Below are 25,559 nucleotides of genomic sequence, written 5' to 3' on the forward strand. Positions count from 1 at the left end.
ACATGACACCCGGCACCTCGTGCAAGGCATCCTAGGAGGATAGGAAGTGACTGATGCCGTCGAATGACCTGCCTGTCTCCGGCACCGTTAGGGCACGCCTTCCGAGCACCGCACGTTGACAGGCTTCCCCTGGCCGAGACGGAGGAAGTCCGGGCAACGACGACTGCGGCCCGGCCACGACAAGCGTGACCGGGCCGTCAGCTACGGCAACGAAGGAAAGAAACCACCGGCGGGTCGGACTCAGCGGGCGCCGTATCGCCTGTTCGTCAATCCATTCAGCAAGGCCGCGAAAACAAGCACCGCGCCCAGTGCGAGCAGCTGATACTGCGAGCCCTCGTTCCCCACGAAGGCGAGCAGGATCCCGGCGTTGAGCCAGACGATCAGCAGCGTGGCCAGCACAACTCCGGCGACCCGGCCGATGCCGCCGGTGATCGCGACGCCGCCGAGCACCGCGATGGTGATCGCCGGCAACGCCATCCCGTTCCCGGACACCCCCGCATCCGGCCGGGCCGAGGCGAACTGGCCGACCGTCACGACGGCGACAAGACCCGAGATCAAACCCGCATAGACGTACGCCTTCATGCGCGTGTCGCGCACCGGCAGCCCGGCCCAGCGTCCGGCCACGTCGTTGGTGCCGATCGCGTACAGCCGGCGCCCGTAGGTCGTCCGGTTCAACAACAACCACACCGCCACGACCGTGGGCAGCAGGAACGTGAAAATACCCAGCGGCACGTTCGGCACGTATGCGCCGAACAGCGGCAACTCCACCGAGCGGGTGATCGAGTACAGGTCCTGAATCGGTTTCGTGCTGATCGGCTGCTGATTGTTGATCACGATGGCGATCGACTTGTACGCGTAGAACGTGGCCAGGGTCGCGATCAGCGCCGGGAACCCGACATACGACACCAGGAACCCGTTGACCGCCCCGAGCAGGGCCCCGAACACCGCGGTCAGCACGATCGCGGCCCACAACGGCCAGCCCCACTGCCCGTACGCGAACCCGAAGACCATGCCGGCCAGGGACACGATCGCCCCTACCGACAGATCGATGCCACCACGCCCGGAGAGGATGACGAAAAGCTCCGCCAGCCCGAGCATCGCCAGCGGCACCGCGTTGATCAGCGACGCCGACATGTAGTCGAAGTCGTAGGACGCGGTCAAATACCCACCCGCGTCCTGGATGAAGAAAATAACCACCACGGCGACGATCAGCACCGCGAGCAGCGCGATCCGCTGTGTGAGCAGGATCCGCAGGGCACGTGCGCCGAACGACTCGCGGGAGGTGGCGGAGCTTTCCTTCGACGGGGCGGGCTGTGCTTCGACGATGGTCATCGGCTTCTCCTGGCCCGGGCGCGCAGCAGGTCGGCGCCCACCGCGACGATGATGAACACGCCGACGAACAGGTCGGACAACTGCGATTTCCAGCCCAGTTGGGTGACGCCGGAGCTCACCGACTGCACCAGCAGGGCGCCGAGCAGGGTGCCGAGAACCGAGCCACGGCCACCCATGATCGAGGTGCCGCCGATGACGACTGCGGCGATGACGGCAAGTTCCTTCCCGGAGCCGACCGACTGGTCGAGTGTCGACGTGCCCTGCGCGATCAGGAAGCACGCGGCCAGGCCGACGAGCACGCCGGTGATCGTGTAGGCGAGCAGGATGCGGCGCTGCACCCGGACCCCGGCGAGCCGGGCCGCGACCGGGTCGCCGCCGATCGCGAAGAAGTGCCGCCCACCCGCGGTGTGCCGCAGGTACCACCAGACCGCGGCGGTGATCAGCACCGTGATCAGGAAGGCGTGCGGGATCCCGAGGGTGCGGCCCTCGGTGCCGCGGCCGAAGAACGCCAGAGTGCCGGGGATGCCGTTGACCGTGGTCGATCCGAAGATGCGCAGGCCGAGGAAGGTGAAAAGATTCGCCGTGCCGAACGTGATGATGATGGCGTGCACCCGCCCGTAGGCGATCAGCACTCCGTTGACCAGCCCGAGCACCGCACCGGCGACGACCGAGATCAGTACCGCCACGCCGAGGTTCACGCCCGAGTCGACCAGGGCCTTGGCGGTGAGGACGGAGCAGACCATCATCGCGCCGCCGACCGAGACGTCGATGCCGCCGGTGATGATGATGATCGTCATGCCGACGCCGACCAGAGCGACCGGCGCGGTCGCGACCAGCAGCGGCTGCAGCGATCCGGAGGTCAGGAACGCCGGGGTGGTCAGCGCGAGCGCGATCCACAGCAGGGCGATCACCGCGACCAGGACCAGTTCCTGGCCGGAGACCGGGGCGGGCAGTACCCGCCCGCGCGGTTTCGGTGGGTCGGTGGCGGCCGGCGGCCGCACAGCGGTGGTCGTCATCCGACCTTCTCCTTCACGGAATCATCGTCCTCACCAGCACCGATCTTCCCCCGGGCGTCCGTCACCGAGTCCCCCGCGGAACTCCCCGGGCCGTCTCCGTCAGAAATCTCAGCCACCGCCTCGCTGCCGGAAACCTCCGCCGAAGCCTCGCTGCCGGAATCGTCCGCCGCGGGCTGTGTGTCGGAAACCTCCGCCGTGGACTCGCTGGTGGCAACCTCCACCGCGGACTTGCTGTTGGGAAGTTCCGCCGCGACCTCGGTGGGGGAACTTTCCGAGACAGACGCCTCCGGATTGGTGGGGCTTGAAGTGGTTGCCGGGTCGTCCTTGGAGCCCGCGGCGGCGGCCAGCAACTCCACCTGGGTGGCGTCCGGGCCGAATTCGGCCGTCGTGGTGCCGCCGCGGACCACCTGGATGCGGTCGGCGATGCGCAGCGCCTCCGGCAGGTCGGAGGTCACCACCAGGACCGCGGTGCCCTCGTCGGCGAGCTCGGTGATGATCCGGTGGATCTCCTCCTTGGCGCCGACGTCCACGCCCTGGGTCGGCTCGGCCAGGATCAGCACGTCCGGCCGCTCGACCAGCTGCCGGGCGAGCACCACCTTCTGCGCGTTGCCGCCGGACATCGCGCTGATCGGCTGGCGCTCGTGCGGGGTCTTCACGGCCAGCCGCTTGATCAGGCCCAGCGCGACCTCACGCTCCCTACCGCGGTCCAGGAACGCGCCGAAGCGGGACAGCAGCTTCAGGTGCCCGGCGGAGATGTTGAACGCGATCGACTGGAAGCCGAACATGCCCTCCGCCTTGCGGTTGGCCGGCAGCAGCGCGATGCCGAGCCGCTGGGCTTCGCGGGGCGAGCGCGGGCTGACCGGCTTGCCGTGCAGTCGCAGGTCGCCGGCGGTAGCGCGGTCGATGCCGTAGACGCAGGCCGCGATCTCCGAGACACCGGAGCCGACCAGGCCGTAGAGAGCGACGATCTCACCCTTGCGGACGGCGACATCAACCGCATGAAACTTTCCGTCGCGGGCGAGGTTGCGCAGCTCCAGGACGGCCGGGCCATCGGGGACCGCTCGGTGCGGGCGTGCGTCGGAAAGGATCCCACCGACCATCAGCTCGGCGATCCTGCGGACGGTGAGGTCGCTGATGCCGTACGTCCCAATGGTTTGCCCGTCTCTCATCACCGTGACCTCGTCGGCGATGCGGAACAGCTCGTCCAGGCGGTGCGAGATGTAGACGACCGAGACGCCGGCGCTGGTCAGGCGGCGGACGACGTCGAAGAGCACCTCGATCTCGGCGTCGGTGAGGATGGCCGAGGGCTCGTCGAGGATCAGCACGCGAGCGTCGCCGGCCAGGGCCTTGGCGATGGAGATCTGCTGCTGCTCGGCGATCGAGAGCGTGCCGACCGGGACGGTGGCGACATGTGCGGGCAGGCCGAGCAGGTCGAGCAGCTCGACGACCTTGGCGTTCTGGGCGGACCAGTCGACGCGGCCGTGCTTCTTCAGTTCGCGGCCGAGGAAGATATTTTCCGCCACCGTGAGCTCGGCAAAAAGTTGCGGCTCCTGGTAGACCGTGGCGATACCCAGGGCGAGCGCGTCGGTGGTGGAACGGATGGCCACCTCGGCGCCGTCGAACTCGATCACGCCGGTGTCCGCGGCCTCCACCCCGGAGACGATCTTGATCATCGTCGACTTGCCGGCGCCGTTCTCCCCCACCAGGGCGTGCACCTGCCCCGGTCGTACCGTCAGATCTGCCTGGCGAATCGCGCGGACCGCGCCGAACCGCTTCGAAATGCCGGACAGCCGCAACCGCGGGGTTTCGTCTTCTTCTGCCACTGCTTGCTCTTCCGTTCGGCGGACCCGGGCGTGCCGGGGCTGCGATTTTACGCAGCCCCGGCGGGCGGCATCAGTAGTTGAACTGGTCGACGTTCTGGTCGGTGATCGCCAGCGCCGGGCCGAGCAGCAGCATCTTGCTCGACGCGTCGTAGGCGACGGCCGGCAGCTTGTCGCTGACGTTGTTGCTCGCCTGCAGCGGCTTGCCCTCGGCGATCTGCGCACCGGCCCACGCGGTCAGGTAGCCCAGGTTCTGCACGTCCCAGAGGATCGCGGCGGTCGACGACTTGTCGGTCAGGTACGGCTTCATCGCCTGCGGCGTGCCCAGCCCGACGGTAAAAACCTTCCCAATCTTGCCGGCGTCCTTGACCGCTTGGGCCACGCCCGGGGCGGAGGACGTGCACTCGCCGACCAGACCGGTCAGATCCGGGTGGGCGTTCATCAGGTCGGTCGCCATCTGCGTGGCCTTCGCCTGATCCTCACCGGCGTAGACGACATCCACGATGCTGGCATCCGGGTACTTGGTCTTGGTGTACGCCTGCTGCACCTTGATCCAGGCGTTGAGGTTCTCGGCGGTCTGGCCGCAGGAGACGATCGCGTACTTCCCCTTGCCGCCCATCGCGGTGAGCAGCGAGTCGGTGAGGCCCTGACCGATACCTTCCGCCGTGGCCTGGTTGACGAAAACCTCCCTCACCGAGTTCGGGGCGTCGGTGTCGGCGGTCGCCACGTGGATGCCGGCGTCCTTGGCCTGCTGCAGCAGCGGGGCCATCGAGTCCGGATCGTTCGGGGCGACGATCAGCGTGTCGACCTTCTGCTGGATGTAGGACCGGACGATGTCCGCCTGCGCCGCGGCGTCGGCCTGCGTCGGGCCCTGGTAGAGCCACTCGACGTTGCCGAGCGCGGCCGCGGCGGCCTTACCGCCCGCGTTCATCGCCTCGAAGTACGGAACGCCCTGGAGCTTCGGGACGAAAGCAATCTTGTACGTCTTCGTGCCGCCGCTGCTGGTGCCGCTCGCGGTGTCGTTGTCGTTCTTCTTCGTACAACCGGTCAGGGCGAGGGTCGCGGCGGTCGCCATGGCGACGGCGATCTTCACATTGGCGCGCATGGATTCCTCAAGAGTGAGTGGGTGAGGTAAGGGGATCGAGCCGTCATAATGAAACGTTTCACGGTGTGAATGCGCTCACGTTACGTCTTGGTAGCGGGAGTGTCAACAGTCACTACCGCCAGTGGATCTTGAGGTTTAAAACCTTTCACCCGGCGCGATCACGGCAGCCCGGGCGGCACTTCCACCAACGCGTCGCGCTGATCCGGGCGCGCGATCTCGACTGCCGCAGTGCGGCAGTCGCGCTCCACACGTCGGCGCGGCGCCCGGGCAGCCCGACACCAGGGAAGGCCATTCACGGCGCAAACCCAAACCCGGTCAAGGCGCGGCGCGACGCGGCACGGCACGGCACGACGCGGCACGACGAGGCACGACGCGGCACGACGCGGTTGGGATCAAGGGCAGGGCCAGGTGCTGTCAGGGCTCGGCGGTTAGGCGGCCCAGGAGGGCAACCAACTGTGCCAGATCGTCGGTGGACCAGTCTTCCGTGCGGGCGTAGAACTCCTTGCCACGCTCGCCCATCGTGGCGGCGACTCGGGTACGACCGTCGGGGGTGAGTTCGACGGTGATGCTGCGGCGGTCGCCCGGGGACTGTTCCGCGGCGAGCAGGCCCAGCGTGCGCATCTTTCCGATCAGCGTGCTGGTCGAGCTGCGGTCCATGCCGACGGCTTCGGCGATCACGCTGGGCTTCGCCGGGCCGTACGCATACAGCCAGCGCGCGATGTGGAACGCGGCCGGCTGGAGCTGCGGGTGGAAGTGGGCGGCGCTGCGCTCGCTGAGCGACCTCGTAGCGCTGAGCAGGGCATTGATCCGCTCACCTAACGCCAGCTGTAGATCATGGCGGTCAGGACTGGTTTGCATATCCACACTATATCCGCCTACCGTAGTGGGCATCAGCAAACTATTTTTGGAGCGGCTCGCCATGGGACCGACCATCGTCATCACCGGCGCCACCAGCGGGATCGGGCGCCTCGCCGCCGTCGAGCTGGCCCGGCGCGGCGCTCGGGTTCTGATCACTGCCCGGGACGCGGAACGGGGCGAGCAGGCTCGTCAGCAGATCGGTGCCGACCGCGTGTTCCTCGGGGATCTCGGCAGACTCGAGGACGTGCGCCGGATCGGGAAGGAAATCTCCGACGGCTATGGACGCATCGACGTGCTTGTCAACAACGCCGGTCTGCACGCGTTCGAGTCGCGTACTACGGTCGACGGCTTTCCGGAGATGGTGGCGGTCAACTACCTCGCGCCGTGGCTACTCACCCGGGCGCTGTTGCCCGCGCTGCGCCGGTCGCCGGCGGCACGGATCGTCAACGTCGCATCCGAGGCGTCCCGTCGGCACGGAACTTTCCACCTGCCGGACGACCTGACGACGACGGTGCCGTTCACGGCGAAAGGTTCCTCCGTGCACTACGGGCGGAGCAAGCTGCTCGACATCATGTTCACGATGGAACTGGGCCGCCGGCTGGGCGGGAGCACGGTCACCGCCAACTGCCTCGATCCCGGCTTCAATACGACGGGGCTTGGCCGTGAGCTGCGCCTTTCCGGCGTACTGAAGAAAGCTTTTACCGCCCTCCGCATTGGCGACCCTTCGCGTGGGGCGGACCTGATCGTCGCCCTCGCCACCGATCCGGCACTCGACGGACAGAGCAGCGGGTACTACAGCCGCCGGGTGTCGCGGCAGATTCGGCCAGCAGCGCCCGGAGACGACGCGGAGCGGCAGGCCGAGCTCTGGCTGCACACCGAGCGGCTTCTCGCCCCATGGTTCGCCCGCTGATGGCGAAAGTTTTCGCCATCAGCGGGCCGGTGGCGAACGGATACACCCAAGCGGTGTGAGCACGATGGGTTCGGCCGGAGGCGCTGGTAGTGATTGGACGGATAGCCGAGGTGCACGGGCCAGCCCGAAGGCGCGAAAGGCGGACAGGCCCCGGAACGAGGACGGCAAACGCAAAGCGACGGGCTGGGCACCAAAGCCGGCGGGCGAAGACGGGTGGGCCGACGCCGGCTGGGGCGGAGATGGCATGCCGGGCCGAGGTGGAAGCCGCGCCGAGTCCGGCGGCGAACCAAGGCGCGAACCGGGCCGAGGCAGGGCGCAGGCCGAGGCAGGGCGCAGGCCGAGGCAGGGCGCAGGCCGAGGCAGGGCGCAGGCCGAGGCAGGGCGCAGGCCGAGGCAGGGCGCAGGCCGAGGCAGGGCGCAGGCCGAGGCAGGGCGCAGGCCGAGGCAGGGCGCAGGCCGAGGCAGGGCGCAGGCCGAGGCAGGGCGCAGGCCGAGGCAGGGCGCAGGCCGAGGCAGGGCGCAGGCCGAGGCAGGGCGCAGGCCGAGGCAGGGCGCAGGCCGAGGCAGGGCGCAGGCCGAGGCAGGGCGCAGGCCGAGGCAGGGCGCAGGCCGAGGTGGGAGCAGGCCGAGGCAGGGCGCAGGCCGAGGTGGGAGCAGGCCGAGGTGGGAGCAGGCCGAGGTGGGAGCAGGCCGAGGTGGGAGCAGGCCGAGGTGGGAGCAGGCCGAGGTGGGAGCTGGGTGGGTTTGAGTATTTGTAACGGCTGGTTGATGTATGTGAAACGGTGGCCTTACAGTCGGCCGACTTGACTCCGCGGGTGGAAGGGGTGTCACGGTGTTTCTGGACTCGTCAGACTGGCAGGGCAAGATCTATGTCGGTGGCTCTTGGGTCGCCGGCTCCGGTGGGGCTCGGGATGTCGTCGAACCGGCGACCGGGCAGGTGCTCGGCAGCGTCGGGGTAGCCGGGCCGGACGACGTGGCGCGGGCTGCCGAGAGTGCGGCGAAGGCCCAGCGCGACTGGGCGGCCACCCCGCACACCGAACGGGCCGCGGTGCTGCGCCGGGCCGGGGCGCTGTGGGCGCGGCACGCCGACGACATCGCCTGGTGGAACATCCGCGAGGTGGGCGCGGTGCCCGGGATGGCCGGGTTCGCGGTGCACGTCGCCGAGCAGGAATGTTACGAGGCTTCCGGGCTGCCGGGGCGGCCGTACGGGGAGCTGCTGCCCAGCGAGCAGCCGCGGCTGTCGATGGCCCGTCGCGAGCCGGTCGGCGTCGTCGGCGTCATCTCGCCGTTCAACGTGCCGATCATCCTGGGCATCCGCTCGGTCGCGCCGGCCCTGGCCCTCGGCAACGCGGTCGTCCTCAAGCCGGACCCGCGCACCGCGGTGACCGGCGGCGTGACCATGGCCCGGATCTTCGAGGAGGCCGGGTTGCCGGCGGGCCTGCTGCAAGTCCTGCCCGGCGGCGCCGACGTGGGCGAGGCCATCGTCACCCATCCGCTGATCCGGGTCATCTCGTTCACCGGGTCGACCGCGGCCGGCCGGCGCGTCGGTGAGCTGGCCGGCAAACACCTGAAACGGGCCCACCTGGAGCTCGGCGGGAACTCGGCGCTGATCGTGCTCGACGACGCGGACGTGGACGAAGCCGTCAACCTCGCCGCCTGGGGTGGTTTCTTCCACCAGGGCCAGATCTGCATGACGACCGGCCGGCACCTGGTGCACGAGAGCATTTACGACGACTTCGTCGAGCGGCTCGCGGCCAAGGCGGCGAAACTTCCCGTCGGCGACCCGGCCCGGGATCAGGTGGCGCTCGGCCCGGTGATCGACGCCGGGCAGCGGGACAAGATCCACGCGCTGGTGGAGGCGAGCACCGCGGCCGGGGCACGGCTGGCGGCCGGTGGCACGTACGAGGAGCTTTTCTACGGCGCGACCGTGCTCGCCGACGCGACACCGGACACCCCTGCCTTTGCGCAGGAAATTTTCGGCCCGGTCGCGCCGGTGGCACGTTTCGCCACCACGGACGACGCGGCCCGGCTCGCCGCTCACAGCGAGTACGGGCTGTCGCTGGGCATCGTGACCCGGGACGTGATGCGCGGCCTGGCGCTGGCCGACCGGCTGCCGACCGGCATCGTGCACATCAACGACCAGACGGTGAACGACGAGGCCAACGCACCGTTCGGCGGCGTGGCAGCGTCCGGCACCGGCTCGCGCTTCGGCGGCGCGGGCGCCAACGTGGACGCGTTCACGGAGACGCGCTGGGTGACCGTTCGCGGACAGGCGCCGACCTACCCGTTCTGAGCCGGACCACGGCGCGCCGCGACATCCGGCCGCGGCGCGCCGCACCTGGAGTTCCGCTCCCGGAACGCCACGTCACGAGGCCGGACCGCATTTCGACAGAGCGCAGCGCGCGACCGGGCAGCGACGCCCGGCCGCGCCGCAGCGCGTGGCCGCGAGGCGACGTGAGACCGCGAGACCGCAGGTGATCGCCGGATAGCGGTCGACCACGAGCGACGGTTGGTGGTGCGGGGATGCGGTGGTGCGGCCATGCGGCGACGGTTGGTGGTGCGGCCATGCGATGGTGCGGCCATGCGGCGATACGCCGGCGCGGCGACGCGATGCGGTGCCGCGATGCGATGCGGCGACGCATCTCGGCGATCCGGCGGCGCGATCCGGCGGCGCGGCGCGATCCGGCGGCGCGGCGCGATCCGGCGGCGCGGCGCGATCCGGCGGCGCGGCGCGATCCGGCGGCGCGGCGCGATCCGGCGGCGCGGCGCGATCCGGCGGCGCGGCGCGGTCCGGCGGCGCGGCGCGATCCGGCGGCGCGGCGTTACCACCGACCGCGACGTGGGGCGCTTCCGCGGATGACCTAGTCTCCTCCCGGCGCATCGGGAGGGACGACTTATGGCCAACGAGTCCGAGAACGCATCATCCATACCCCCGCACCGGCCCCGGGACATGACGCCGGCGCAGCTGGGCTTCACCCCGGCCAAGCCGGTGGCCTGGCTGTCGCCGGTGCAACTGGCCGGGACCGGGCTGCGCGTGGCGCTCGCCTCGATCCAGGGCAGCTATCTGGACAAGCGCGAACTCCAGGGAGCATTTCCGGACGAGGTGGACCGCGAGGTCGGGCCGGACGGCGACTGCTGGATCGACTTCGTGGCCGACCTCGGCGACGGGTTCGACGCCACCTACTCGGTCGCCTACCTGCTCGCGCAGCCGCAGATCACGGTCGGTGACCACGTGTTGCCGCGGGGACGGGCGCTGGTGCTCGGTGGCGACGAGGTCTACCCGACGCCGAGCACCGAACGCTACGAGAACCGGCTGATCGGACCGTACCGGGCGGCGCTGCCGTCGGTGCCCGAGGGCGTCGACACCCCGCGGATGTACGCGCTGCCCGGCAACCACGACTGGTACGACGGGCTCACCGCGTTCCTGCGCCTGTTCACCGGCACCCGCCGTACCGAGATCGGGGGTTGGCATCTTCCGCAGAACCGCTCCTACTTCGCGGTGGAACTTCCCGGCGGCTGGTGGCTGCTGGCCGTCGACGACCAGGCGTCGACCTACATCGACGACCCGCAGTTGGAATATTTCAAACGGGTGGCGACCGGCTTCGGGCCGGACACCAAGGTGATCGTCGCGTCGGCGAGCCCGACCTGGGTGCAGGGCGCCGACCTGCCGGCGGTCTACGAGTCGTTGGATTATTTCCTTCGGTCGGTCATCGCCCCGACCGGCGCCAAGGTACGGCTGATGCTCTCCGGCGACTGGCACCACTACGCGCGCTACAGCGGACCGGACCGCGAGTTGATCACATGCGGCGGGGGCGGGGCGTACCTCTACCCCACCCATCAGCTGCCCGAGTCGATCGAGGTCCCGCCCGCGCCGCTGCAGACCACGTCGCCCCGGGAGACCTACACCCTCGAGTCGCGTTTTCCGAGCAAAAGACTTTCCCAGGCGTACGCCGCAAGCATTTTTGCTCGTCTCCCCAAACACAATCCGAGCTTCATCGGCATGCTGGGCGCCGTGCACACCGCCATTCTGCTGGCCGTCGGTGGAGTCATCAGCAGCGGATTCGGCAGTCCGTTGCAGAAGTTCGCGCTGGTGCCGCTCTTCATTCTGATCGCGACGGTAATGGCGGGGACCTATGCGTTCGCGCACCTGAGCGACTCGGAACTGGGCCGGACCCGGCGGCAGGTGCTCGGTGTGCTGCACGGCGTCGCGCAATTGGGGCTCGCCGCGCTGCTCAGCTGGGCCTGGTGGGAATTGCCGCTGCACGACTGGCGATGGCCCTGGTCGCTGCTCGCGACGCTGGTCGTCTACGGGGTGGTGTCCGGGCTCGCGGGCACCGAACTGGTGGCGGTCTATCTGCTGTTCGGCGCGCGATTCGGCGTCAATCTGAACGAGCTGTTCTCCGCGCAGGGAATCGTCGACTCGAAGTCGTTCCTGCGGATGCACATCGCCGCGGACGGCACGCTGACCATCTATCCGCTCGGGGTGCGGCGGACGGTCCGGAAATGGCGGACGGCGCCGGACGGTGGCCCGCATTCGTCGTGGATCGTGCCGGCGGATCGCCTGCACGCGCACCTGATCAGCGAGCCGATCGTCCTGGCGCCGACCCCGGCGCAACCCGCCGCCGAGCCGATCCGCTGATCGGCGACGCCTGATCTCCGAGGCAGAAAAACCCACAGATCAAAACACGATTTCGGCGTACGGACGGAGCCCCGTCCCGATCGAGCGAACGGGTTCGGTCACGACGGATAGCCGGGACGGGGCGGTCCCTGACGAGGCGGGTTGTAGGGATCGTCCGGGTCGTCGTCGATCGGCTCGCCGTATTCCGTGGTGCGCGGCGGCTGCTGGGCCGGTCCCGGCGTGGCGGGATAACCGGTGTCCGGGGTGGTGCCATGGGCGGGGCCCGAGGCGGACGACGGCGGGGCTCCGTAACCAGTGGTGGGCGGCGGCGTGGTTCCGTAACCAGTGGCGGATGGCGGCCTGGTTCCGTAACCGGTAGCGGACGGCGGCGGGGTTCCGTAACCGGTGGCGGTGTCAGTGCCGGTGGCGGACGACGGCGTGGTGGCGTAGACGGTGTCCGGGGTGGGTGCCGGTTCCAGGGCCGCGCTCAGGGCCGCGATGATCGCGTCCAGGCGGGGGCGCAGGAGCTGCCAGTTCCGGCCGGCGGCCATCGCCTCGTTCTCCGCGTCGACGGCGTTGACCAGGTCGCGCAGCATGCCGGCGACCTGGCTCGCGTAGGCATGCCGTTCGCCGTCCGGAGTGGTCTCCAACAGGGCCGCCCAGCGGGCCTCCAGAGCGGTGAGGTCGTCGCGGACCGGCGGCCAGGCCAGCCCTCGTTCGCCGGCATCCGTCATGGTCAGCAGCGGCGGAAGGCGGACACCGAGCACGGTCCGGGTCTCCCCCGCCAGGCCGCGCGCCGTGCCGTCCCACGTGGTGACCTTGCGGTTGCGGTTCAGCATCAGCAACGCGACCAGGCCGGTGAACAGCCCGATCAGCAGCAACCAGCCCCACGCGCCGCCGCTGTCCTCCTCGGCCACCGGCACCACCGCCACGGCGGAGGTGGACGTCGCGGTGGCGACAGGTTCCTGCGGCTGCGCCGGCTTGGTAGTGGTTTCTTTCGTCGGCTCGGTGGTGGTTTCCTTCGTCGGCTCGGTGGTGGTTTCTTTTGTCGGCTCGGTGGTCGGCTTGTTGGTGGTTTCCTTCGTCGTCTCCCGGGTGCGGGTAGGCTCGGGCCTCTCGGTCTTGGTGGTCTCGTCGTCGGTGGGCGTCGGCTGGGTGGTCCGGTCCGTGGTCCTTTCCACGGACGGCCGGTTCGACGGCAGACCTTCCGGAGTTCCTTCCCCGCTGCAGGCCGCGACTCCGCCGAGCAGCAGCAGCGCCGCGGCCGAGAGCCGGATTCGCACAGACACCATCGGTTGCTCACTCCTTGCGAGAACACTCGAGAAGCACTGAGAACTGTTGAAAAAAGTCTTCGTCGTGGGTAGGGCACCGGCCGGTACTGGTGGCGACAGTCCGGCCGGTGCCCCGCACGCCGCGGGCGACCCCCATCGGCCGCGGCGTTCCACTGCGGTGGAAAGTTTCATGCGGCGCCGGCGAAGGGCGGCGCCAACGAGGGGCGGCACAGGCAAAGGGCGATGTAGGTATGGATGACGGGGACGACGAACGGTGCGCATGGCGGGTGGGCCGTGGGCGGCGGGTGCCGCGCGTGACCAGCGCACCGCGGGACCGGTGCCGCGCGTGGCCCGCGTCGCACGTGGCCGGTGGACGCGTGGCGGCTGGCCGGCGGCCGGTGGATGCGCGAGTGGTGGACGCGCGAGTGGTGGACGCGCGAGTGGACACGAAACCGGTGAGCGCGCGGGCGAACCCGAAGCCGGTGGGCGCGCGAGTGCCAGGCGCGCGACCGGTAGACGCGCGGGTGGTGGACACGTGGGTGGTGGACACGTGGGTGGTGGACACGTGGGCAGTGGACACGTGGGTGGTGGACACGTGGGTGGTGGACACGTGGGTGGTGGACACGTGGGCAGTGGACGCGCGAGTGACAGGCGCGCGGCCGGTGGACACGTGGGTGGTGAGCGCGCGACCGGTGGGCGCTTGGGAGGTGGGCGCTTGGCGGGTGGGGGTGGTGGGGGGCATTGGCTTGGGTTCAGGTGACGATTTGCAGGGCGTGGCTGGTGTTGTTCAGGCGGCGGCCGCCGGTTTCGGTCACCGTGACGATGTCCTCGATTCGGACGCCGAAGCGGCCCGGTAGGTAGATTCCCGGTTCGATGGAGAAGCACATTCCGGGGACCAGGACCTGTGACTCGCCCTCCACCAGGTACGGCGGCTCGTGGGTGGTCAGGCCGATCCCGTGGCCGGTCCGGTGGATGAAGTACTCGCCGTAGCCGGCCTCCTCGATCACCCGCCGGGCCGCCCGGTCGATCTCCTGGCAGGGCACGCCGGGGCGGACCGCCGCGAACGCGGTTTCCTGGGCGCGGCGCACCACGTCGAAGATTTCCTGCTCGGCGGTGGTCGGCGGGCCGACGTGGACGGTCCGGGTGGTGTCCGAGCCGTAGCCGTCCTTGAGGCCGCCGAAGTCGAGGACCACCATGTCGCCGCGCTCGATGACCCGGTCGCCCATCTCGTGGTGCGGGTTCGCGCCGTTCGGGCCGGACCCGACCACGGTGAAGTCGACCTGTGAGTGACCGTGCCCGGTCAGCAGACCGGCGAGGTCGGTGCCGACCTGGTGTTCGGTGCGGCCTTCGAACCGTACCGAAATGATCTCTTGATAGGTCGCGTCAGCGGCCGCGCCGGCGGCCGCGAGCCGGTCCACCTCCTCGGCGCCCTTGATCGCCCGCAGCATCGGCAGGGCGCTCGACATCGCCAGGAACGACGCGCCGGGCAGCGCCTGCTGGAGCCCGAGCAGGTGCATCGCCCAGGCCGAGTCGGAGATCGCGTAACGCCCGGCCGGGTCCAGCAGGCGCGCCGCGGCCGGGTAGGGGTCGCTGCCGTCGGCCCAGTCGGTGATCGCCACCGGCACGCCGGCCGCGTCGCCGCGCTCGAGGACCGGGAGGATCAGGTGCGGGTCGTGGTCGGCGTCGAGGACCAGCATGGTGATCCGCTCGGTGATCGCGGTCGGCCGGTAGCCGGTGAAGTAGGTCAGGTCGGGTCCGGGCGTGACCAGCAGCCCGGTCAGTCCGGCGCCGGCGGCCTGGGCGACCGCGCGCTCCATCCGCTGAAGGTGTTCCTTGCTGCTGAACGGGATCACCGCGTACCTCCGAAGCCGGCGAAAGAAACCAACACGCGCCTCCCGCGGAGACACGCACTCCCGGGAGAGATCAACGGGCACCTCCGGAGGGCGGGACGGACCCGGCGACGGGCGGGGTGGCCCGGGTGGGGATGGTGTGGCTGGTGGCCGCCGCGGCCGCCGCCAGGTGCACGGCGGTGACCGGCTCGGACCGCTGCCGCCGCAGCAGCAGCACCAGGGCGACCCCGCCGGCCGACATCACCGCCAGCAGCACCGCGCCCCCGGCCAGCCCGGCGGTCAGCGCCTCGGCGGCGCCCGCCCCGGACGTGGTCCGCCCGTCGGTGACCGCGGTCGAGACGGTCGCCGCCGCGGCGACCGCGAGTGATCCCCCGACGTACCGCGCCATGTTGGAGATCCCGGAGGCCTGACCCACCTGGTCCTGGTCGACCGCGCTGGTCGACGCCGCCGACGCGGGGCCGTTGGCCAGCCCCAGCCCGATCGACAGCACGATCAGCGGGAGCACGAAGGCGCCGTACTCCCAGGACGGTGAGACGAACGCCAGGGCCACGAAGCCGGCCGTGGCGAGTCCGAATCCGATCGCCACGGCGTACCGCGGCCCGATCTTCACCGCGAGCGGCGTGATCAGCGGGGTGATCGCGATCATCGCGGCCGCCGCCGGGAGGGTGGCCAGGCCGGCCTGCAGGGCCGTCATGCCGAACCCGTCGGGGTCCTGGAAGTAGAGGCTGAGCAGGTACATCAGCGCGTTGATCACGCCGGCGACGAGCAGGATCGCGGTGGCCGAGCCGACCAGCACCCGGTTGCGCAGCAGGGTCAGGTCGACCAGCGGCGCGGTGGCGTGCCGTTCGGCCTGGACGAAGCCGATCCCGCCGAGCACCGACAGGACCAGGCAGGCGATCGTCGGGAAGGACAGCCAGCCCCAGCCGCCGCCCTCGCTGAGCGCCAGCACCAGCGGGACCAGTGCGACCGCGACCAGCACCGTGCCGAGCAGGTCGATCTCGCGGGGCCGGTCCGGGTCGCGGGACTCCTTGACCGTGAAGTAGGTGAGCGGCACGCAGAGCGCGGCGATGGCCGCGTCGATCCAGAACAGGCCCTGCCAGCCGGTGGAGCCGACCAGGACGCCGCCGATCAGTGGCCCGGCCGCCCCGCCGATCGCCGACGCCGCGCCCCACCGGGTGATCGCCTTCAGCTGTCCGGTGCCGGCGGAGCCGACCGAGAGCAGGCTCATCCCGCAGGCCAGGATGGTGGAGCCGGCCGCGCCCTGGATCATCCGCCCGGCGATCACCCCGGCGGCGGACGTGCTGAGCGCGATCAGGCCGCAGGAGAGCACGAACAGGACCAGGCCGGCCAGGAAGATCCGGCGGCGGCCGAAGACGTCGCCGAGCGCGCCGGAGGTGACGATCACCGCGGCGCCGACCAGCATGTACCCGGTCACCGCCCACTGCAGGGTGGCCACCGGGGCGCCGACGTCCTGGCTGATCGCCGGGAGCAGGATCGTCACCGCGGACGTGTTGGCGTTCACCACCAGCGCGGACACGCATGCCGCGAGCAGGACGCCGAGTCCCGCCGCGCGGTCGGCCTGGATCGGTGAGCCGGTCGCCGCCATCTGCCCTCCTTCGTGAAGATGCCGTCAGCCTGTCGGGCGGCGGGGTGATCGAGCATCGCTCGCGCCGGATGAATCGCCGGGCCGCCCGCTCCGCCTACGGTCCTCGCCATGGACGAGCAAGAGCTGCAGCAGTTCCTGCTCTATCTGGGCAGCGCGCTCACCGCGGCCGGGGAGGCCGTCAATCAGATCGAGGAACACCTGGTGAAGGTGGCGGCGGCCTACGGCGCGCCGCACGCCCGGGTCAGTGTCCTGCCGACGTACGTCGTGGTCTCGCTGGAGCCCGGGCGGCCGGCGACGCTGGAGCCGACCCGCCAGCTGCGCGGCGGGTTGCGGTTGGATCAGACCGCCGCGGTGTACGACGTCCTGCGCGTCGCCGAGCGCGGCGAGGTCACCCCGCGGGACGGCAGCGAGCAGGTGCTGGCGGCGGTGAACATGCCACCCCGGTTCAGCGCCGTGGTCCGGACCGCCGGGCACGCGGTGCTGATCGGCGGGATCTGCCTGATCCTCGCTCCGACCTGGGGGGACGTCCTGCTGGCCGTGCTGTTCGGGGTGGTGGTGGGGTTGATGCGGCTGTTCGGCGGGCGCTGGGCCAGCGCCCAGATGATCATGCCGGTGATCGCCGCGTTCACCGTCTCCGCGGCGACGTTCGTGCTGGCCGGCACCGGCTGGGCGGACGCCGACCTGCGGGCCATGGTCGCGCCGCTGGTGACGTTCCTGCCGGGGGCGATGCTGACGATGGGCGTCGTCGAGCTGTCCGCGTACGAGATGGTCACCGGCTCCAGTCGTCTGGTCGCCGGCGCCCTGCAGCTGCTGCTGCTGGCGTTCGGGATCATCGGTGCCGCCCACGTGGTCGGCGTGCCGACGCCGGCCGCCGCGGACCACGTCCCGAACACGATCGGCTGGTGGGCGCCCTGGCTGGGCCCGCTGGTCGTCGGGGTCGGCAACTACCTGCTGCTGGCCGGCCCACCGCGCTCACTGGGCTGGCTGCTGCTGGTGCTCTACGCCGGATGGATCAGCCAGTACCTGGGCAATCTGGTGCTCGGCGGCTATCTGAGCGGGTTCGTCGGCGCGCTGGTGCTGACGATCGTCGCGTACGAGGTGGAGCGGGTGCCCGGCGGGCCACCGGCGCTGGTCTCGTTCCTGCCCGGGTTCTGGCTGCTGGTGCCGGGCGCGCTGACGCTGATCGGGATGACCGAGTACCTCGGCCAGGACACCGTCCGCGGCGCCGAGGACCTGATCGGCGCGACCGCGTCGATGGTGTCGGTCGCGCTCGGCGTGCTGTGCGGGCATCCCCTGTTCCGGGCGGTGTCCCGGGTCGGCGAGAAGGCGGTGTCCCGGTGACCGGCGAGCGGGCGGTGTCCCGGTGACCGGCGAGCGGGCGGTGTCCCGGTGACCGGCGAGAAGGAGTTGCTGGGGCTGCTCGGGCCGCTGACCGAGTGGCTGCTCGGCTCCAGCTTCGAGGGGACCGTGCGGTGCGAGGCGATCGTCGAGGACCTCGGCCGGCACTACGGCCACCACGTGGAGGCGACGTTCCTGGCCGACGCGGCGCTGCTGACCGTGGGCGAGCGGACCCTGTCGTTCTCCCGGGCGCCCGGCGTGCCCCCGCTGCACCAGGTCACCCAGGTGAAGCAGCTCCTGCACCGGATCCATCGCGGCCTGCCGGCGGCGGCCGCCGCCGAGCGGCTGGCCGCGATCCGGGCGCTGCCGCCGCGCTGGTCGCGGCCGTGGCAGGTGCTCGGGCTGGTCGCGTTCACCGTCGGCTTCGGGATCTCGGTGCAGGCCACCTGGCAGCAGGTCGGGGTCTCCGCGCTGACCGGGCTGCTGATCGGGTTGCTGGTGGTGGCCGGCGGCGGGCACCGGCGACTGCTGCTGATCGAGCCGTTCGTGGCGTCCCTGCTGGTCTCGGTGGTGGTGCTGACGCTCGACCGGCACGGGGTGATCGCCGGCGGCCCGATCCAGCTGATCCTGCCGGCGCTGTTCTACTTCATCCCGGGTGACGCGATCAGCGCGGCCGCCCTGGAGCTGGCCGCGAACCGGATGACCGCGGGCGCCGCCCGGCTGGTCTACAGCACGGTGGTGCTGCTCGTGCTGGCGTTCGGCGCGCTGATGGCGACGGTGGTGCTGGGCGTGCCGCGCAGCGCGCTGTTCGACGTGAGCGTGCCCGGCAACCTGGGGCCGGTCGGCGTGTGGGGCGGCTGGGTGCTGTTCGCGCTCGGGGTGATGCTGACGTTCTCGATGGCGTTGCGGGACTTCCCGTGGGCGCTCGGGCTGGTGCTGCTGACCGCGGCGGTGACCGAGGTGGGCACCCGGGCGCTGGGTGATCCGGCCGGGACGTTCCTGGGCGCGGTGGTGATGATGACGGTGGCGCTGTGGCTCGGGCGCCGGCCCGGGTCGCCGCCCGCCTACGTGCTGTACCTGGGCGCGTTCTACGTGCTGACGCCGGGTTCGCACGGGTTGCGCGGGCTGGAGAGCTGGATCGGCGGGCACCCGATCCAGGGCGTCGGCGGGGTGGCCGACATGGTGTCGCTCCTGGTCGCGATCGCGGTCGGGATGCTCGTCGGGGCCGCGGCGGCCGCCCGTTTCATCCGTACCGGATGACGCTCTTGATCTTGATCGGAAGCACCGTCGGAAGGCATGCAGAGCCGCAACCCGGTGCAACCGGTGCTCCTGATGTTTCCGCTCGGGCTGTTCGCGGTGGCGATCATCCTGGACCTGGGCACGTTGCTCGGGGCGCCCGCGATCATCGGCACCCTGGCCTACTGGAACATCGTCGCCGGGCTGTTCGGCGGGATCTTCGGCGTGGTGGTGGGCCGGCCGCGGGTGGTGATCCTGCTGCTGGACATGGGGGTGCTGTTCTACTTCGCGACCCTGGCCCTGGTCCGGGTGCGTTCCGGGGACCGTCTGGCCGACCCCGGGCTGCTGCTGCTCGAGCTGCTCGGATTCGCCGCGGCGCTGACCGGTTCCTGGTTCGGCGGCCGCCTGGACCCGAACCATTCAGCAGGGATGAGACGCACCGCATCCAGATCAACCGATGATTCCGCCGGACTCTCGACTACCCGAAGAAGGGGGGCGGCGTGAGCGCAGAGGCGGAAAACCAGGCGAGCTCGCCACCGAAGACCGCGCAAACGATGAAGTACATCTCCTGGGTGGCGCTGGCACTGATGACCACCAGCTCGGTGGCCAGTCTGCGCCCGTCACCGACGATGGCCGTCTACGGGCTGGCCAGCATCTTCCTCTACATCGTGCCGGCCCTGGTGTTCCTGCTGCCGACCGCGCTGGTCTCCGCGGAGCTCGCCTCCGGGTGGGACGGCGGCGTCTTCAACTGGGTCAGCCAGGGCCTGTCGAAACCGATGGGCTTCCTGGCCGTCTGGTGCCAGTTCGCGATGACCATCTTCTACTACCCGAGCCTGCTCGGGTTCGTGGCCAGCACGCTCGCCTACGTGATCAACCCGGATCTGGCCTCCAGCGGGCTCTGGACGGCCATCGTGATCATGGTCTGCTACTGGGCCGGGGTCTGGGTGTCCTCCCGCGGCACCAGCGGCGTCGCCGGCCTGGCCAGCGGCGGCCTGATCATCGGCACCCTGATCCCCGGCGCGCTGCTGGTGATCCTGGGCATCGCGTTCCTGGGCCAGGGCAACGAGTCGGCCGCCCCGATGACCTCCGACCACCTGCTGCCGGCCTGGGCCGGGCTGTCCAGCCTGGTGCTGATCGTCAACAACTTCCTGTCGTACTCCGGCATGGAGATGAACGCGGTGCACGTCTCCTCGCTGCGCAAGCCGGGCAAGGAGTTCCCGCGGGCGATGTTCCTGGCGATGGGCCTGGTCCTGCTGATCTTCATCCTGCCGGCGCTGGCGATCAGCTGGATCGTGCCGGCCGAGGAGCTGTCCCTGACCGCGGGCGTGATGCAGGCGTTCGACGCGGTGTTCGCCGCGTTCGACTCGCAGTGGCTCACCCCGATCCTGGGCATCATGCTGGTCGCCGCGTCGCTGGGCGGCATGCTCACCTGGCTGGCCGGGCCGTCCCGCGGGCTGCTGCTGATCTCGCGCCGGGAGGGCTACCTGCCGCCGTTCCTGCAGAAGCTCAACAAGCACGGCGTGCAGCAGAACATCCTGGTCACCCAGGGTCTGGTCACCACGGTGATCGCGCTGGCGTACGCGTTCATCCCGGACGTGTCCAGCGTGTACTGGATCTTCTCGGTGATCACCACGCAGGTCTATCTGATCATGTACCTGCTGATGTTCGTGGCCGCCGTACGGCTGCGCCGCAGCCAGCCGGACCACCCGCGCGGCTACCGGGCGCCGATGCTGACCGGGCTGTGCGGCGTCGGCTTCGCCGCGTCGCTGGCCGCGCTGCTGATCGGCTTCGTCCCGTCGTCCCAGTTCGGCGGCGGCAGCGTGGGCGTCTACCTGGCGATCGTCGCCGGTGGCGCGCTCGGGCTGGGCCTGCTCGTGCCATGGCTGTTCTACCGATTCCGCAAGCCGTCCTGGAAGGAGGCCGCCGCGTGAACCGCTGGGTGTACCTCACCATCGGCATCGTGTTCCTGCTGCTCACCGGGGCTGCCCTGGTCTCGTACCACGGCAAGAAGGAGACCGAGCAGGCGAACGTCAAGGCGGAGCAGCTGCAGACGGCGCTGGCCACCGCCGGGTTGCGGGTGCCCTACAAGAGCAGCATCGTCCGGGTGCTCGGCGACGACGGCGGCGCGGTCTGCCACGACCCGCGTGACGCGCTGCGCCGCGGCGTGCTCTACGGGATGATCACGAACGGCGCGGCCGGCCCCGGCCAGCGCCCGGTGCTCATCGACAACAAGCTGCTGCAGGGCCAGGCGCTGATCATCAAGGTCTACTGCCCGCAGTACGCCGACGCCTTCCAGGACGTCATCGCCGACCTGAAGGACGCCTGACATGGACCTTCGTGAGCAGATCGACGAACTGATGCCACGGGCCCGGGCCGACCTGGCCGACCTGGTCGCGATCCGGTCGGTCGCCGACCCGCGGCAGTTCCCGGCCGTCGAGTGCGAGCGCGCGGCGACCTGGGTGGTGCGCAACTTCGCCCAGGTCGGCTTCACCGACCTGGGCACGCACCTCACCGCCGACGGGAGCAAGGCGGTCTTCGGCGTACGGCCGGCCGCCGACCCGGACGCGCCGACGGTCCTGCTGTACGCGCACTACGACGTGCAGCCGCCGCTCGACGAGAAGGCCTGGCGGACCCCGCCGTTCCAGCTCACCCCGGTCGGCGGGCGCTGGTACGGCCGGGGCGCCGCCGACTGCAAGGGCAACATCGTGATGCATCTGACCGCGCTGCGGGCGTTGGGAGACGACGTACCGGTCAATCTGAAGTTGATCGTCGAAGGGTCTGAGGAGCAGGGCACGGGCGGCCTCGAGGACTTCGTGACCCGCAACCCCGAGCTGCTGCGCGCCGACGCGATCCTGGTCTGCGACACCGGGAACGCGGCGGTCGGCGTGCCGGCCACCACGGTCACGCTGCGCGGCCTGGTCAACGTGGTGGTGAGCGTGTCGGCGCTCGGCGGCGAGCTGCACTCCGGGATGTTCGGCGGGGCGGCGCCGGACGCGCTCGCCGCGCTGATCCAGATCCTGTCGTCGCTGCGGGACCGGGCCGGGAACACCACGATCGCCGGGCTCGACAACGAGCAGACCTGGCTGGGCGCGCCGTATCCGCCGTCCCAGTTCCGCGCCGACGCCGGCCTGATCGACGAGGCACGGCTGCTCGGGGACGGCTCGGTCTCGGACATGATCTGGGCCCGGCCGGCGGTGACCGTGCTCGGCATCGACTGCCCGCCGGTGGTCGGCTCGGCCGCGGCGATCCAGCCGCGCGCCCGGGCCCGGCTCAACCTGCGGGTGCCGCCGGGGATGGACGCGGTGAAGGCGCAGGACGCGCTGATCGCCCAGCTGCACGCGGTGGCGCCGTGGGGGGTCCGGGTCGAGGTGACCCCGGAGGCGGTCGGGCAGCCGTTCGCGGCGCGCACCGGCGGGCCCGCCTACCAGGCGCTCGGCTCGGCGATGCGGGAGGCCTACGGCCGGGAGATGACCGCGCTCGGGCAGGGCGGGTCGATCCCGCTGTGCAACGTCCTCGCGGACACCTACCCGGCCGCGGAGATCATCCTGATGGGGGTCGAGGAGCCGCTCGCCCTGATCCACGCCCCGAACGAGAGCGTGCACCCCGGGGAGATCGCCCGGCTGGCGTACGCCGAGGCGCTGTTCCTGCAGCGCTACCGGGGCTGAACCACCCTTGTGACGGGCCCGGCACCGGTGTGCCGGGCCCGCCGCGTGTGCACCGGAAACGGGACGGACAGCGGGGCCGCACCGGGATTACGATCTTGCCGCCCGGTTCTCCAGGAGGCTTCGCGTGATCCGTCCGACCCCCGTCCTGCTTCTCGCCGTGCTCGCCCTCGGCGCGTGCCGGGCGCCGGCCCACCCGGTGGCCGCCCGCCCCTCCGCGAGCCTGTCGCCGTCCCCGTCGATCTCGGTGTTGCCGCCGACGACGGCCCCGGTCAAGCCGGTGATCAGCAAGGCCGGGCTCGCGTACTTCAACACCGTCGCGCTCGGCGTGGCGACCGGCGACAAGTACAGCGTCGTCACGAAGTGGACCCTGCCGGTGGTCACGGTCCGGGTCCAGGGCGGCGACGCGCGGGCCCGCACGTGCGTGAACACGGTCATCGCCGACTTCAACGCGCTCACCGCGACCAGCGACCTGCGGCTCAGCGCGAACCCGGCCGACATCGAGGTGCACCTCGCCCCGGTGTCGAAGTTCAAGTCGCTCCTGCCGCAGTACGAGTCCGGCAACGACGGCTGGGTCAACGTCCAGTGGTCCCGCCTGCACTACATCACCGGGGCGACCGTGCTGGTCCGCTCGACCGGCAACAACGCGACGGACCGGTGCCACCTGCTCCGGGAGCAGCTGACCGAGGGCATGGGGCTGCTGGGCGCCACCAAGAAGTACCGGAGCAGCATCTTCTACGGGGAGTACTACCCGACGGTGACGAAGTACTCGGCGATCGACAAGGAGGTCATCCGGCTGCTGTACAGCGAGGCGGTGCAGCCGGGCGACGACAAGGCGCGGGTCCGGGCCTCGGTCACCGTCAAATGACGACAATTCACACCCTTGCTTCGGTACGACCTCAGCCCGCGGCCCCGAAGTCTCCCGGCCAGGCCGCGTCAAGTCGTCTCGGAAGCGCCTCAGGTCAGGACCGTGACCGAGTCGCCGCGAGCAGGGTCGATACCGGCGGCCGTGCTGACCAGTCGCGCCACCTGGGCAGGGTCGACATCGCCGGCGACAGCGATGTTCATCCGAACGACGATGACGAGCCGCTTGACCACACCAGGCGCGCTGGTGCGGACCTCGTTGGCCTCACTGACCGCGTTGTCGATGGTCTCTCCCCGTCCGGCAGCCGCTGAACCGCTGCCGTCGGGAACCTGAATGTCGTCCGGGCCGAGCACCCCTGGGTCAACCGGAACGAAGTCGAGCGTGGCGGTCGTGGTGACCACGCTGTTTCCTGGGCCGAGCAGGCTGTCCAGCATGGTCTGCAGCGACTGGTCGAGCCGAGTTTGGAATGCGAGCGTCCGCGGGTCGGTGACGGTGACCGGCCCCGTGCTCGCTACCGGCTTCGTCGTCCGCGCCGTGAGGGCAGTCGGTCCAGACGGCCGGGTGGCCAGGAAGACACCCCCGGTGAGCAGGGCAAGGACTGCGACAATGGTGAGGATTTTCCACCTGAGCCGGCTGCGTGCCTGACCCGTGGGTGACTGAAGATCGCGGGGCGTGTCAGTCATCCACTCCTCGACCTCCATCGGCGCGTCAGCCAGATGAACTGTTTTCGCCCGCTCGCCGGGCTCCGGACTTGTCAACGGCACGAGCCCTCAGGCTATGACCGCTCGCGACGTTGCCATTGCGTGGTAATTTTCCTCAACCCACTGTCGCCTGAGCGTCGAGTGCTTCTCCGAGGCTGCCCCTTGTGCTGAACCGCCGATGAGCGGGCCCGGAATGACTGCTGCGGTCTCGATTCCGCGCCGGCACCGGTCCTGCCACCACAGGACCGTGTCGATCAGGGCTGACCACCGGCAGGGGCGCCGAGCGGCACGGCGACTGCCCCTGCCCTGGCCGGAGCGCACGACGGCGGGCCGCGTCCGGGGTGGACGCGGCCCGCTGGGTCGAACGCGGAACTCAGGCCGGGCGGGAGCGCAGCCCGGCGATGCCGATGAGGATGCCGGCGATCCCGACGAAGCACAGCGTCGTCGCGCCGATCAGCACGAACGTCGCCAGGCCCAGGCCCGGCCACACCAGGATCGCGATCGAGACCAGGACCACGCACAGGCCCAGCGCGATCCGCCAGCCCGCGCCCGGCTCCCGGTCCCCCACCGAGGTGAAGATCTCGGCCAGGCCGTCCAGCAGCCAGCCCAGCGCCACGATGAGCAGCAGCAGTTTCAGCGAGCCGGTCACGTTGCGCAGGCAGAGGATGCCGAGCAGCGCGACCAGCACGCCGAAGATCACGCCGAGGATCCGCCCGGTGACCGGGGCGTCCGGGACGAACAGGAACTGACATGCCCGGACCACGCCGAGCAGGAGCAGGTTCAGCCCGAACAGGAAGCCGACGACCTGCAGTGTCGCGGACGGCCAGGCGAACGCGACGATCCCCAGGATCAGCGCGAACACCCCGGCGACCAGACTGACCCAACCAGAGCTTCGCATCACGGACGCTCCCTAACGCTGACGGACCTCACGGCCGTGCACGGCCAGGGCGTAGATGACCAGGACGTCGGTGGCGATCACGATGGTGCACCAGACCGGGTACGCCGGCAGGAACATCATGTTCGCGAGCGCGCTGAGGGCCGCGGCGATGATGCCGAGGACCCGGGCCCACATCTGCCCGAGGAACACGCCGATGCCGGTCAGCACCAGGAGCAGGCCGAGCACCAGGTGGGTCCAGCCCCACGTGGTGTAGTCGAAGGTCAGCACCAGCCCGGACCGGGTGGTCACGTAGTAGTCGTCCCGGAGGATCGCGACGAACCCCTCGATCGCCTGGAACGCGCCGCCGAGCAGCAGCATCACCCCGGCGAACACGACCATGCCGATCCAGGCGGTGGGCTCCCCCACCCGCCCCGGCGGGACATAGGGCTGCTCGTCGGTGTACGCCGACCCCTGCTGTGTCTCAGACATGTCGA

Annotated in this window: 22 protein-coding genes; 10 read left to right on the forward strand and 12 right to left on the reverse strand. The window is 70.5% G+C overall.

The features are described from left to right. Positions 1-240: 240 nt before the first annotated feature. The 5 genes from L3i22_RS31810 to L3i22_RS31830 all read right to left on the reverse strand — a co-directional run bounded on the left by L3i22_RS31810 (position 241) and on the right by L3i22_RS31830 (position 6,131). The gene (locus tag L3i22_RS31810; protein ID WP_221321183.1) at positions 241-1,332 is read right to left on the reverse strand and encodes an ABC transporter permease; all 1,092 of its coding nucleotides are present in this window, start codon (positions 1,330-1,332) and stop codon (positions 241-243) included. Further along, the gene (locus tag L3i22_RS31815; protein ID WP_255657318.1) at positions 1,329-2,348 is read right to left on the reverse strand and encodes an ABC transporter permease; all 1,020 of its coding nucleotides are present in this window, start codon (positions 2,346-2,348) and stop codon (positions 1,329-1,331) included. The genes L3i22_RS31810 and L3i22_RS31815 overlap by 4 nt, the downstream gene beginning before the upstream one ends. Beyond that, positions 2,345-4,171: a sugar ABC transporter ATP-binding protein gene (locus L3i22_RS31820; protein ID WP_255657319.1), complete on the reverse strand. Its 1,827-nt coding sequence runs from the start codon at positions 4,169-4,171 to the stop codon at positions 2,345-2,347. Before L3i22_RS31820 ends, L3i22_RS31815 begins: the two co-directional genes overlap by 4 nt. 70 nt (positions 4,172-4,241) lie before the next feature. Further along, positions 4,242-5,273, reverse strand: a complete 1,032-nt coding sequence (locus L3i22_RS31825; protein ID WP_221321184.1) for an autoinducer 2 ABC transporter substrate-binding protein — start codon at positions 5,271-5,273, stop codon at positions 4,242-4,244. 414 nt (positions 5,274-5,687) lie between these two features. Beyond that, positions 5,688-6,131, reverse strand: a complete 444-nt coding sequence (locus L3i22_RS31830; protein ID WP_221321185.1) for a MarR family winged helix-turn-helix transcriptional regulator — start codon at positions 6,129-6,131, stop codon at positions 5,688-5,690. 25 nt (positions 6,132-6,156) lie between these two features. On the opposite strand from L3i22_RS31830, the gene L3i22_RS31835 reads away from it, so the two are divergent. Both L3i22_RS31835 and L3i22_RS31840 read left to right on the forward strand, forming a co-directional pair. Further along, positions 6,157-7,041 carry an SDR family NAD(P)-dependent oxidoreductase gene (locus L3i22_RS31835; protein ID WP_221321186.1) on the forward strand — a complete coding sequence of 295 codons (885 nt, stop codon included), beginning with the start codon at positions 6,157-6,159 and terminating at the stop codon, positions 7,039-7,041. 832 nt (positions 7,042-7,873) lie between these two features. Further along, positions 7,874-9,334, forward strand: coding sequence for a benzaldehyde dehydrogenase (locus L3i22_RS31840; RefSeq protein ID WP_221321187.1), 1,461 nt, complete (start codon positions 7,874-7,876; stop codon positions 9,332-9,334). A 72-nt stretch (positions 9,335-9,406) separates the two neighbouring features. Here the strand turns inward: L3i22_RS31840 and L3i22_RS31845 are convergent, their stop codons facing one another. Then, positions 9,407-9,922 carry a hypothetical protein gene (locus L3i22_RS31845; protein WP_221321188.1) on the reverse strand — a complete coding sequence of 172 codons (516 nt, stop codon included), beginning with the start codon at positions 9,920-9,922 and terminating at the stop codon, positions 9,407-9,409. A gap of 15 nt (positions 9,923-9,937) precedes the next feature. Between L3i22_RS31845 and L3i22_RS31850 the strand changes: the two genes are divergently transcribed. Then, positions 9,938-11,680 carry a metallophosphoesterase gene (locus tag L3i22_RS31850; protein WP_221321189.1) on the forward strand — a complete coding sequence of 581 codons (1,743 nt, stop codon included), beginning with the start codon at positions 9,938-9,940 and terminating at the stop codon, positions 11,678-11,680. A 98-nt stretch (positions 11,681-11,778) separates the two neighbouring features. On the opposite strand, the gene L3i22_RS31855 is transcribed toward L3i22_RS31850, so the two are convergent. The 3 genes from L3i22_RS31855 to L3i22_RS31865 form a co-directional block, all read right to left on the reverse strand. Next, a complete protein-coding gene (locus L3i22_RS31855) occupies positions 11,779-12,951 on the reverse strand; it encodes a hypothetical protein (protein ID WP_221321190.1) in 1,173 nt (390 codons plus the stop codon). Positions 12,952-13,682: 731 nt separating this feature from the next. Beyond that, positions 13,683-14,747, reverse strand: coding sequence for an aminopeptidase P family protein (locus L3i22_RS31860; RefSeq protein ID WP_221321191.1), 1,065 nt, complete (start codon positions 14,745-14,747; stop codon positions 13,683-13,685). 106 nt (positions 14,748-14,853) lie between these two features. Continuing rightward, positions 14,854-16,386 (reverse strand): MFS transporter, encoded by a 1,533-nt coding sequence (locus L3i22_RS31865; protein WP_221321192.1) that lies wholly within the window; start codon positions 16,384-16,386, stop codon positions 14,854-14,856. Between the two features lie 108 nt (positions 16,387-16,494). Between L3i22_RS31865 and L3i22_RS31870 the strand changes: the two genes are divergently transcribed. From L3i22_RS31870 to L3i22_RS31900, 7 genes are all read left to right on the forward strand, one after another. Continuing rightward, on the forward strand, positions 16,495-17,727 hold the full coding sequence (locus L3i22_RS31870) for a threonine/serine exporter ThrE family protein (protein ID WP_221321193.1): 1,233 nt from the start codon (positions 16,495-16,497) through the stop codon (positions 17,725-17,727). A gap of 48 nt (positions 17,728-17,775) precedes the next feature. Beyond that, on the forward strand, positions 17,776-18,984 hold the full coding sequence (locus tag L3i22_RS31875; RefSeq protein ID WP_221321194.1) for a threonine/serine exporter family protein: 1,209 nt from the start codon (positions 17,776-17,778) through the stop codon (positions 18,982-18,984). Between the two features lie 36 nt (positions 18,985-19,020). Continuing rightward, positions 19,021-19,464 (forward strand): hypothetical protein, encoded by a 444-nt coding sequence (locus L3i22_RS31880; protein ID WP_221321195.1) that lies wholly within the window; start codon positions 19,021-19,023, stop codon positions 19,462-19,464. Further along, the gene (locus L3i22_RS31885) at positions 19,461-20,891 is read left to right on the forward strand and encodes an APC family permease (protein WP_221321196.1); all 1,431 of its coding nucleotides are present in this window, start codon (positions 19,461-19,463) and stop codon (positions 20,889-20,891) included. Before L3i22_RS31880 ends, L3i22_RS31885 begins: the two co-directional genes overlap by 4 nt. Then, entirely contained in the window at positions 20,888-21,286 is a 399-nt protein-coding gene (locus tag L3i22_RS31890) for a hypothetical protein (RefSeq protein ID WP_221321197.1), read from the forward strand. Before L3i22_RS31885 ends, L3i22_RS31890 begins: the two co-directional genes overlap by 4 nt. A gap of 1 nt (position 21,287) precedes the next feature. Then, entirely contained in the window at positions 21,288-22,625 is a 1,338-nt protein-coding gene (locus L3i22_RS31895; protein WP_221321198.1) for a dipeptidase, read from the forward strand. 124 nt (positions 22,626-22,749) lie between these two features. Continuing rightward, positions 22,750-23,490: a DUF2927 domain-containing protein gene (locus tag L3i22_RS31900; RefSeq protein WP_221321199.1), complete on the forward strand. Its 741-nt coding sequence runs from the start codon at positions 22,750-22,752 to the stop codon at positions 23,488-23,490. An 89-nt stretch (positions 23,491-23,579) separates the two neighbouring features. Here the strand turns inward: L3i22_RS31900 and L3i22_RS31905 are convergent, their stop codons facing one another. The 3 genes from L3i22_RS31905 to L3i22_RS31915 all read right to left on the reverse strand — a co-directional run bounded on the left by L3i22_RS31905 (position 23,580) and on the right by L3i22_RS31915 (position 25,554). Continuing rightward, complete coding sequence (locus L3i22_RS31905) at positions 23,580-24,188, reverse strand: flagellar M-ring protein FliF C-terminal domain-containing protein (RefSeq protein WP_221321200.1); 609 nt, start codon at positions 24,186-24,188, stop codon at positions 23,580-23,582. A 373-nt stretch (positions 24,189-24,561) separates the two neighbouring features. Next, entirely contained in the window at positions 24,562-25,086 is a 525-nt protein-coding gene (locus L3i22_RS31910; RefSeq protein ID WP_255657320.1) for an HdeD family acid-resistance protein, read from the reverse strand. Positions 25,087-25,098: 12 nt separating this feature from the next. Next, positions 25,099-25,554 (reverse strand): hypothetical protein, encoded by a 456-nt coding sequence (locus L3i22_RS31915; protein ID WP_221321202.1) that lies wholly within the window; start codon positions 25,552-25,554, stop codon positions 25,099-25,101. Positions 25,555-25,559: the final 5 nt, after the last annotated feature.

The organism is Actinoplanes sp. L3-i22 (assembly GCF_019704555.1).
In the GTDB taxonomy this organism is placed as follows: domain Bacteria; phylum Actinomycetota; class Actinomycetes; order Mycobacteriales; family Micromonosporaceae; genus Actinoplanes.

Coding starts and splice junctions, on each gene's coding strand:
- L3i22_RS31810 (WP_221321183.1), bottom strand. CDS start 1,332: ATGACCATCGTCGAAGCACAGCCCGCCCCGTCGAAGGAAAGCTCCGCC.
- L3i22_RS31815 (WP_255657318.1), bottom strand. CDS start 2,348: ATGACGACCACCGCTGTGCGGCCGCCGGCCGCCACCGACCCACCGAAA.
- L3i22_RS31825 (WP_221321184.1), bottom strand. CDS start 5,273: ATGCGCGCCAATGTGAAGATCGCCGTCGCCATGGCGACCGCCGCGACC.
- L3i22_RS31830 (WP_221321185.1), bottom strand. CDS start 6,131: ATGCAAACCAGTCCTGACCGCCATGATCTACAGCTGGCGTTAGGTGAG.
- L3i22_RS31845 (WP_221321188.1), bottom strand. CDS start 9,922: ATGCGCCGGGAGGAGACTAGGTCATCCGCGGAAGCGCCCCACGTCGCG.
- L3i22_RS31850 (WP_221321189.1), top strand. CDS start 9,938: ATGGCCAACGAGTCCGAGAACGCATCATCCATACCCCCGCACCGGCCC.
- L3i22_RS31855 (WP_221321190.1), bottom strand. CDS start 12,951: ATGGTGTCTGTGCGAATCCGGCTCTCGGCCGCGGCGCTGCTGCTGCTC.
- L3i22_RS31860 (WP_221321191.1), bottom strand. CDS start 14,747: ATGGAGCGCGCGGTCGCCCAGGCCGCCGGCGCCGGACTGACCGGGCTG.
- L3i22_RS31865 (WP_221321192.1), bottom strand. CDS start 16,386: ATGGCGGCGACCGGCTCACCGATCCAGGCCGACCGCGCGGCGGGACTC.
- L3i22_RS31870 (WP_221321193.1), top strand. CDS start 16,495: ATGGACGAGCAAGAGCTGCAGCAGTTCCTGCTCTATCTGGGCAGCGCG.
- L3i22_RS31880 (WP_221321195.1), top strand. CDS start 19,021: ATGCAGAGCCGCAACCCGGTGCAACCGGTGCTCCTGATGTTTCCGCTC.
- L3i22_RS31895 (WP_221321198.1), top strand. CDS start 21,288: ATGGACCTTCGTGAGCAGATCGACGAACTGATGCCACGGGCCCGGGCC.
- L3i22_RS31905 (WP_221321200.1), bottom strand. CDS start 24,188: ATGGAGGTCGAGGAGTGGATGACTGACACGCCCCGCGATCTTCAGTCA.
- L3i22_RS31910 (WP_255657320.1), bottom strand. CDS start 25,086: ATGCGAAGCTCTGGTTGGGTCAGTCTGGTCGCCGGGGTGTTCGCGCTG.
- L3i22_RS31915 (WP_221321202.1), bottom strand. CDS start 25,554: ATGTCTGAGACACAGCAGGGGTCGGCGTACACCGACGAGCAGCCCTAT.